The sequence below is a fragment of the Paenibacillus provencensis genome (assembly GCF_042678545.1).
GTDB classification, from domain to species: domain Bacteria; phylum Bacillota; class Bacilli; order Paenibacillales; family Paenibacillaceae; genus Paenibacillus; species Paenibacillus provencensis.
The window spans coordinates 1-7,010 of the sequence record NZ_JBHTKX010000016.1; the positions used below are offsets into that span (position 1 = coordinate 1).

Annotated in this window: 8 protein-coding genes; 3 read left to right on the plus strand and 5 right to left on the minus strand. The window is 43.4% G+C overall.

Translation table 11 applies throughout. The annotated features are described in order from the left end of the window. Positions 1 to 10: 10 nt before the first annotated feature. The 5 genes from ACFQ3J_RS26940 to ACFQ3J_RS26960 form a co-directional block, all read right to left on the minus strand. Positions 11 to 1,453 carry a hypothetical protein gene (locus tag ACFQ3J_RS26940; protein ID WP_251584278.1) on the minus strand — a complete coding sequence of 481 codons (1,443 nt, stop codon included), beginning with the start codon at positions 1,451 to 1,453 and terminating at the stop codon, positions 11 to 13. Between the two features lie 188 nt (positions 1,454 to 1,641). Beyond that, entirely contained in the window at positions 1,642 to 1,974 is a 333-nt protein-coding gene (locus ACFQ3J_RS26945; RefSeq protein WP_251584277.1) for a hypothetical protein, read from the minus strand. Positions 1,975 to 2,129: 155 nt separating this feature from the next. After that, the gene (locus ACFQ3J_RS26950) at positions 2,130 to 3,692 is read right to left on the minus strand and encodes a hypothetical protein (protein ID WP_251584276.1); all 1,563 of its coding nucleotides are present in this window, start codon (positions 3,690 to 3,692) and stop codon (positions 2,130 to 2,132) included. Next, positions 3,680 to 3,931, minus strand: a complete 252-nt coding sequence (locus ACFQ3J_RS26955) for a hypothetical protein (RefSeq protein WP_251584275.1) — start codon at positions 3,929 to 3,931, stop codon at positions 3,680 to 3,682. Before ACFQ3J_RS26955 ends, ACFQ3J_RS26950 begins: the two co-directional genes overlap by 13 nt. 266 nt (positions 3,932 to 4,197) lie before the next feature. Next, on the minus strand, positions 4,198 to 4,377 hold the full coding sequence (locus ACFQ3J_RS26960) for an HNH endonuclease (protein WP_379294419.1): 180 nt from the start codon (positions 4,375 to 4,377) through the stop codon (positions 4,198 to 4,200). Between the two features lie 603 nt (positions 4,378 to 4,980). Between ACFQ3J_RS26960 and ACFQ3J_RS26965 the strand changes: the two genes are divergently transcribed. The 3 genes from ACFQ3J_RS26965 to ACFQ3J_RS26975 all read left to right on the plus strand — a co-directional run bounded on the left by ACFQ3J_RS26965 (position 4,981) and on the right by ACFQ3J_RS26975 (position 6,976). After that, complete coding sequence (locus tag ACFQ3J_RS26965; RefSeq protein WP_251584274.1) at positions 4,981 to 5,145, plus strand: Arm DNA-binding domain-containing protein; 165 nt, start codon at positions 4,981 to 4,983, stop codon at positions 5,143 to 5,145. A gap of 3 nt (positions 5,146 to 5,148) precedes the next feature. After that, on the plus strand, positions 5,149 to 6,069 hold the full coding sequence (locus ACFQ3J_RS26970) for a tyrosine-type recombinase/integrase (RefSeq protein ID WP_311287796.1): 921 nt from the start codon (positions 5,149 to 5,151) through the stop codon (positions 6,067 to 6,069). 64 nt (positions 6,070 to 6,133) lie between these two features. Next, on the plus strand, positions 6,134 to 6,976 hold the full coding sequence (locus ACFQ3J_RS26975) for a DUF6414 family protein (protein ID WP_251584272.1): 843 nt from the start codon (positions 6,134 to 6,136) through the stop codon (positions 6,974 to 6,976). The last annotated feature ends 34 nt before the right edge of the window (positions 6,977 to 7,010 follow it).

The following is a 7,010-nucleotide window of genomic DNA, read 5'->3' on the forward strand; positions in this document are numbered from 1 at the left end:
GCTAGCCACTCTAGTTTATAATAATCTTCTTAAATCGTTCGTTTAGAAAAGATTCCACTGCTGCTTCTCTACTCACCAAAAAGCCACCGAGAAGATCCATTAAATCTGCGTCGACAATCGGGATAATGTAACCTCTGTCGTCTTTACACGTATCATTGCAACGGGCTAGAAAAGTTTCCATATTATCAATGGTTCGACAAAGTATTAGCCCAAATTTTCCTCGATTTGGACCAAAACGTCCTGCCATTTGATCAAGTTCAGGGTTAGCGACATCTCTTGAGTAGTTTTTGCACTCAACCATTATTAGGCTTGAAGGAACTTGATGTACCGTAGGGAGTCTAAAGAAGAACCCCTTTTCAGCACTATTCTCGAACACGATATCAATTCTTTTCCTACCATCATGGATTTCCTCTTCAATCGAAGGCGAAGTAATGCTTGGATAAAATAGTAACTCAAGGATTCCCATAACAGTGCGATGATACTCCGTTGCATGTGTCGCACCTGGGGGGATACCTGGCAATTTTGCCTTGAGGTAACTTATAATATCGCTTAAGGCTTGTTCTGAGTTTATCTCCTCATTGAAAAGGGAGTGCAAAGAGTGAGTAGATTGCTTCTTAAATTCCTTAAACACCTCAGGGTGCTTAACGGTGAATTTAACTAGAAATTCTTTATCAATAGTTCCGAGATCTTCTTTAACGCTTTTTTTGGTTACATATCTTTCTTTTGTCTTCCGCCTAATCCGCACAAGCCGTGAGTTTGCACTAAGATGTTCCCTTTGAAGAAAGTGCAGGACGAAATGTTGGGAGTATTGCTGAGAACTGTATTCTTTTGAATATGTAACAATACTCTTTGGGACAAGTAAAATCTTCTTTCCATTTACTACTAGCATATCGGTATGAAATTCTTCCCACTCTAGCTTATTTCTGTTCCATACAAACCCCGATGGTACGTTCCCCTGAAGTGGAATACCCCAAAGTCTACATTGATTTTGTGTATACTTAATAAGTTGTCCTCGAATCAAGTTTGTGGTCATATCTGAAACCTTGTCCTTATCAATACCAGGAACAAATACGCGTATGTCCTCTAAGTGTTCAAGCACACCTTCTTGAAATGCAGTACTTTCTATTATCGCTTTAAATATTTTCTCAGTATCCTCAGGACCAACTCCTCTGCCTTTGGGTCTGCCAACCGATAATCCTAGACAAGTCTCATTAGGTTCCCCTAAGAATGAAAATAAATATCTTGCGTCATCGGGCAAATCACTCTTCAGTAGGTTGAAAAAATAACTAATAAAAGAATTAATATCGCTCTTTGATTCCCTTCCAAAAGGGGTATCAAAATGACGAATAAAGTATGAATCTAAGAAAAGTGGCAAATCAAGATCCACGTTTATATCAACAAAATCTAATTCGTACTGGGACGCATGGAGTTGATACAATTCACTAATCTTCATTTTGATATCCTCCTTATTGAAAGAGCCTCTCTGGATGACAAACGATATCTCTTCCATTATCATACAACAATCCGCAAATTAATGGTTAAAAAGATTTAGGACGACTGAATTCGAGTCGTCCTATTGTCCCATCTTTATTAATTGTTTCTGCATGTTGGAGATAATGCTGGGAGCGATAGCGTTTCAGATTAATGTTTCATGACTTTATTATCTATTTTCAACGTGTCATTCTCTTGCTTTGACCCATGAATTATATCTAATGCTACTTGCTTCATATTTGCATCCGCTTGAAGCTCCTCTACAAAGCCAAACATCTCCTTGACCTCTTCCCAATCGAATGCGGTATATCGACCGCCTGAAACGCGATAGCCTTGTGCAGCGAGTACCAATCCGTTACCGTCATTTGCTTGAGCGTTCTGGAAGTAGCTCATGATAATGGGCATCAGCATCTTCTCGTCGTACTTGTTCTTGATGCCCATGCTATGAAGTGTTTGGATGGCATCAGCAATTTTAATAAGCAATACCCTCCGCCCACGAGACTTCCGCTTTCCGTTCGCCCTCCTTTCCGTACACATCTTTCTTATCCGAAGTTGGTTGGTAAACCTCACGGTTTTGCCAATTCCGAATCTGTTTCCTTTACTGTTGCCGTGCGTGTTGCCTACAAAGGCAATGTCGTTCAGGAATTGCCAAAGCTCTCTGTCTTGTTTCCGAGTGTTACCTCTGCATGTTCGGTGATGATATCGACGACATCATAGATTTCATCATCCGTATAGTGGCAATCGAGTCGGTATTCGTCTGCCAGCTTCTTGAAGTAGTACAAGCCGAGCGACACGACAGCATAGTTGCCAATCTCACGTTCTTTTAACTGCGGGTACTTCGCTGCAATTCTTTGTTTGCTGTGCTCATAGGTGGCTAAAACTTCTGCTTCATCCTGTCTTTCGCACCAAAGCAGGTAACCTGTCCAAAACCGCTTGTCCTCTACGTTGTTAAGCAAATGATAGGTCTCTTTTGCTACCTTCGATTCCTTGGATTTAAGGAAGTTCACATCGACACTGACAGGGACAACACGCTCGGTGATGGCTTGATCAGATGTACCCATCTGACCGATAAAGATAATTGCATTACGGTAGTCGAATCTTCTTGTGCTCAAGTCTTTTTGTCCCTTTGCGGAGTACCCTCGGTTATAAGATTCACGCAGCAACCGCTCTACAGCATTACGCAATACTTGTGTCCATTCATGTGGTCGGAACTCGTCAAAAGGGACAGGAATATGATAGCTTGTCCCTATCGCTTGGCTGTTTGCAAACTGTGTGCCGAAGTTGGCGATCTCTGGATGCGTTCCGTAGCCTAGATAAGCCATGAGCGTAACGATAAGCCCTGTCTTTCCGCCACCATTCACACCGCTGACCGCAAGGTGAGGAAAACCGCCCAGATTGCCTGCTACCCGTATTATCGTTTCAAACGGTAGTGACATCAGCCAACCTAGAACGGTAATCATCGTTGACCGCTTATGGAGTGATAGAACATTCTCGACGAAGAGCGGCAAGACAACTTGCTTCCAAGAATCCTCGTAATATCCTAGCCCTTGCAGTTTCATAATCTCCGGGATACTGACAACTTCATCACGCACATATACCAAGTCAGGCTGCTCGTTGCCGTTACTGTCGTAGACTTTCTGCGGAGTGACGATGACGGCTTTACCCGATTCAATCCGTTTTATGCCGATTGTGTTTATTCCTGTGCGTTCAATGGCGATAATCTCGAAGAATAGATACTCGCCGAGTTGTCCGATTTCGGTATCTGTACCGTAAACGAAAGCACCATGTACCTTCTTCTCTCGCAGCGTTTCGCGGAGGCTTGAAGCGGTAAAGAAGTTGTGAGAACGAAGTTCAATTCTTGACCGTGCTTCTCTGCCCGTTGTACGGTGTTTGCTAACGATTTCAAACACGCCGAATCCTTCAGTGGTCACTTGCTCCTCTAACGTCTCTGTCTGGTACAGGACAATGTAGATCGGTCGAATCGTAAAGTTTGTTATTCTGCCGTATCCTTTAGATCGTGCGGCATACATCCCATCCGCTTGTTCAGAGATGATAGAGGGGCTGTTTACAACAGCATGATGCTTCTGCTGTTGCAACTGCTTTTTAGCTCGTTCAAACAAGCGTTTCATCTGTCTGTAGGTTTTATCGGGATAAAGCATTTCATTATAGGTCAAGTTGTATCCGTCGATCATCTTCTGCATGAATGCCTCTTTGAGGCTGACTCCTCAATCTCCTCGCGGCTAATCAAGATATCGGCATAGATATCAGTGAATATTTTAATTTTATCCGCATCATGGGTCATGTATATAATAGATTTGATCGTATTGCTTGAAAGGCTGCGATCGTCGGACACATACTTCTTGAATCCTTCTGGAGTAGTGGTATCAATTGATTCATTTGGTTCCTGTTCGACCTCTCGCAGCAAATCTTCTACACTCATGAGAATTCCTCGCTTTCATGACTGGATGGAGTAACTCGTTGTGTACTAGATATTCTTGGTGTTAGAATGAGCCTACTACAAATCTTCAAGCTATTCGGTTGTTGAAGAGCAGTGTGGTTCGCCCTGTGCTATGTGCCTCCCTTCTCGGTTACTCGACACCCCCCTTGCCTCTCTTAGTCGGTACTGGATTATAGCCCAAGCGGTCTGGGGTGAGCCAGGGGGCGATGAAGCCCCCTCTCTGCGGTTGTGGCGCATCTAATTCCAAATTATTCCATTCCGAATTCGTCTCTTCTATTGTCTTCGTGGGTACCAATATCAATGTTGATCCAAGAGTTGTTGTGCTTGATGTCATCGAGATGACGTACAACAATTCCATCTTTGAAGAGCTCTTTTCTGCCGAACTTTAAGTACGCTACCAGTCTATGGACGAATACCTGCGATTGCATTACAATGCCGTTTGCCCTGAAGCGGAACTGCACGTAATAGTACCCGTTCTTACTCTGCCGGAGTTTTCGCTGCTTACCGGACGGTGTGATTATACAACCACTCTGGGCTGTGTACCCACGCTAACGAATTCTTCCAGTGCCGTTTGGGCATTTGTTTTGGTCATTAGCCACCTCACCTCCTCCCACTTAATAATAACAATTGACTTTTCTATACTTTTTGTTGTCGCGTAATCGCCGACGCCGTTCCGCGTGAAGTAAAATCAGGTAAATTCCTTGTCAAGTGGTTTTTTGCTCAACAATTAAATAAATTGACGACTGGATTATTCGCGTGTTTTACTGGTTTTAGGGGCAGACCGCTTGGGTCGGGTTGCCCCAGCAGAACAGGATAGCCGCTTGGATTTGAACTCAGCCACGCCGTGTCAGTGTAGCAAGAGTTGTAGCCAAAAGATGAAAGTTGGTCTACTGCGAAGTAAGCGGTCTGTTGAACCGCTAAGGCCAGTCAAAGAGAACCATAGCCAAAGGAAGTGCGTCTGTTCGCTTTTCACAAAGCGGATAGGCGCTTTTTTGCGGACAGAATCAGGGGACATGTAGGAGGAAGAAGAAATGCGTGGATGCATAAGCAAGCGTGGAAACAAGTGGTCGTGGGTTGTTGAAATGGGCAAAAACAGCGAAGGTAAGCGGCGACAGAAGAGTAAAGGAGGCTACGAATCCAAAGGCGAAGCGGAAAAGGCGTTGCAGAAGGTTCTTCACGAGCTGAATACGGATTAGTACATTGAGCCGACAAAAGACAACGTAGCGACATTCTTTACATCGTGGCTGGCGCAGAAACAAATGAGCATTCGCCCCGGCACATATAAGACGTATCGGTGGCTGGTCAACTATCATATCATTCCGCAACTTGGACAGCACAAGATGATAAGCCTATCTCCGCAAACAATCAATCATGTTCATAAAGTCATCCACGATGCTTTGGAAACGGCTGTGAAGTGGGAGCTTCTGACCAAGAACGTCGCTCGTGTCGTAAAGCCACCCAAGATTCCCAAAGCTCAAACCAATGTGTGGACGGAGGAAGAGTTAATACGGTTCCTTGAGTTCACGAAGGATAGTCGCTATCACATTATCTTTTTGCTGGCGGCAACGACCGGGATGCGTCGTGGCGAGGTTCTTGGGTTGAAGTGGGAGGATATCGACCTTGTGGCTGGAAAGTTATCCGTTCGACGCTCCTACACTCGTGGTGTTGTCGGACACATTTTTCAAGAGCCGAAGACCGCCGCTGGCATCCGAACAATCGTTTTGCCAAAACAGACAGTGGATGCGCTCCAGAAGCAACGTTTGGTTCTTGAAGAAGATAGGAAGAAGGCAGAAAAGAATGAAACGGAGTACAACGACTACGGATTGGTTGTACAGACACGGAATGGCTTTCCGGTTAGCCCGTACTTCGTGGAAGCTCGGTGGCTGGACTTGTTACGGAAGTCGGGCTTGCCAAAGATCAGACTGCACGACCTTCGTCACACGCACGCCAGCCTATTGCTCAAAGCCGGGATACATCCGAAAGCCGTCAGTGAGCGGCTGGGGCATTCCAGTATCATGATAATGCTAGATCGCTACTCGCACCTGTTCCCGACGCTTCAGCAGGAGGCAGCGGAGAAGTTGGACCAATTGTTATTATATAGCCGAAAGTTTACCAAATAACGTAGGACACAATTTCCAAATAGGGATATAATTAATCTATTAAACTAAAGTAGGGGTGTAATAAATGGGATTATTTCTTCCTGATCTAATGTTTTGTGATCGCAAAAAGACAATTGATCTGTTAAGTATATTGGTCAATGACCTAGTAACGGAATATTCCTTAAAACAGTCAAATGGAAACAAGACCGAGGCTGGTTTGGAGGGTTCTTTAGCATCCCCATTAGGAAAGATAGTCTCAAGGTATAAAGGGGAAAATTCAAGGAGTGTTGAAAAAGAGGGGATTGTAAAACTACCAACTGCCGCTCTTTTTACTGACCTGTACACAGTACTTAATTCTGAAAATAAAGTTCAAAGATTGATAGGTTTTGATGATGAAATTTGGAAACAATTAAAGGTAGGGGAATTTGTAGAACTCGATGGTACTTTCACACAATCTCCTATTGAAAGTGCATTTGCATCCTTAGTTGATTTTGTAGAACAATTTAAGGGAATGTTTGCTGGACAGGCTGGTACCGAACAAGTATCACTAATTGCAAATATACTACAGCCCAAAACGGCCACAATGATTATTAAGTCTTATAATGAAGTGCAAACCTCATTTATTACATCAATTAATTTAGATCCGGAAAATTTATTAACTGAGAGGTATGAAATTGAAGGGGAATTAACATTGTTCGGAAGAATACGCAGAATAACTCCGGCCAACAACAAAGTTGACTTAATTAAGTTTCTACCCGGTAAATTGAAAATGAAAGAACGGGAAATGATGAACATGTTTTCCCAGTTCACCAAAGATGAAGAACAAGGATTTTCTTTTAGTAATTTATCAGAGATTAATGAGAAATCCTTCTATATTGAAGGTCCAGTAATTGAGATAAGCCCGATTGCAATTTATCAAAATTCATAAATATAACTTTGGGATTGACGCCGTCCGCTCTTAA

Bases quoted from the DNA above. Each gene is read 5' to 3' on its own strand.
- ACFQ3J_RS26940 (WP_251584278.1), bottom strand. From the start codon at position 1,453: ATGAAGATTAGTGAATTGTATCAACTCCATGCGTCCCAGTACGAATTA.
- ACFQ3J_RS26950 (WP_251584276.1), bottom strand. From the start codon at position 3,692: ATGCAGAAGATGATCGACGGATACAACTTGACCTATAATGAAATGCTT.
- ACFQ3J_RS26955 (WP_251584275.1), bottom strand. From the start codon at position 3,931: ATGAGTGTAGAAGATTTGCTGCGAGAGGTCGAACAGGAACCAAATGAA.
- ACFQ3J_RS26960 (WP_379294419.1), bottom strand. From the start codon at position 4,377: ATGCAATCGCAGGTATTCGTCCATAGACTGGTAGCGTACTTAAAGTTC.
- ACFQ3J_RS26965 (WP_251584274.1), top strand. From the start codon at position 4,981: ATGCGTGGATGCATAAGCAAGCGTGGAAACAAGTGGTCGTGGGTTGTT.
- ACFQ3J_RS26975 (WP_251584272.1), top strand. From the start codon at position 6,134: ATGGGATTATTTCTTCCTGATCTAATGTTTTGTGATCGCAAAAAGACA.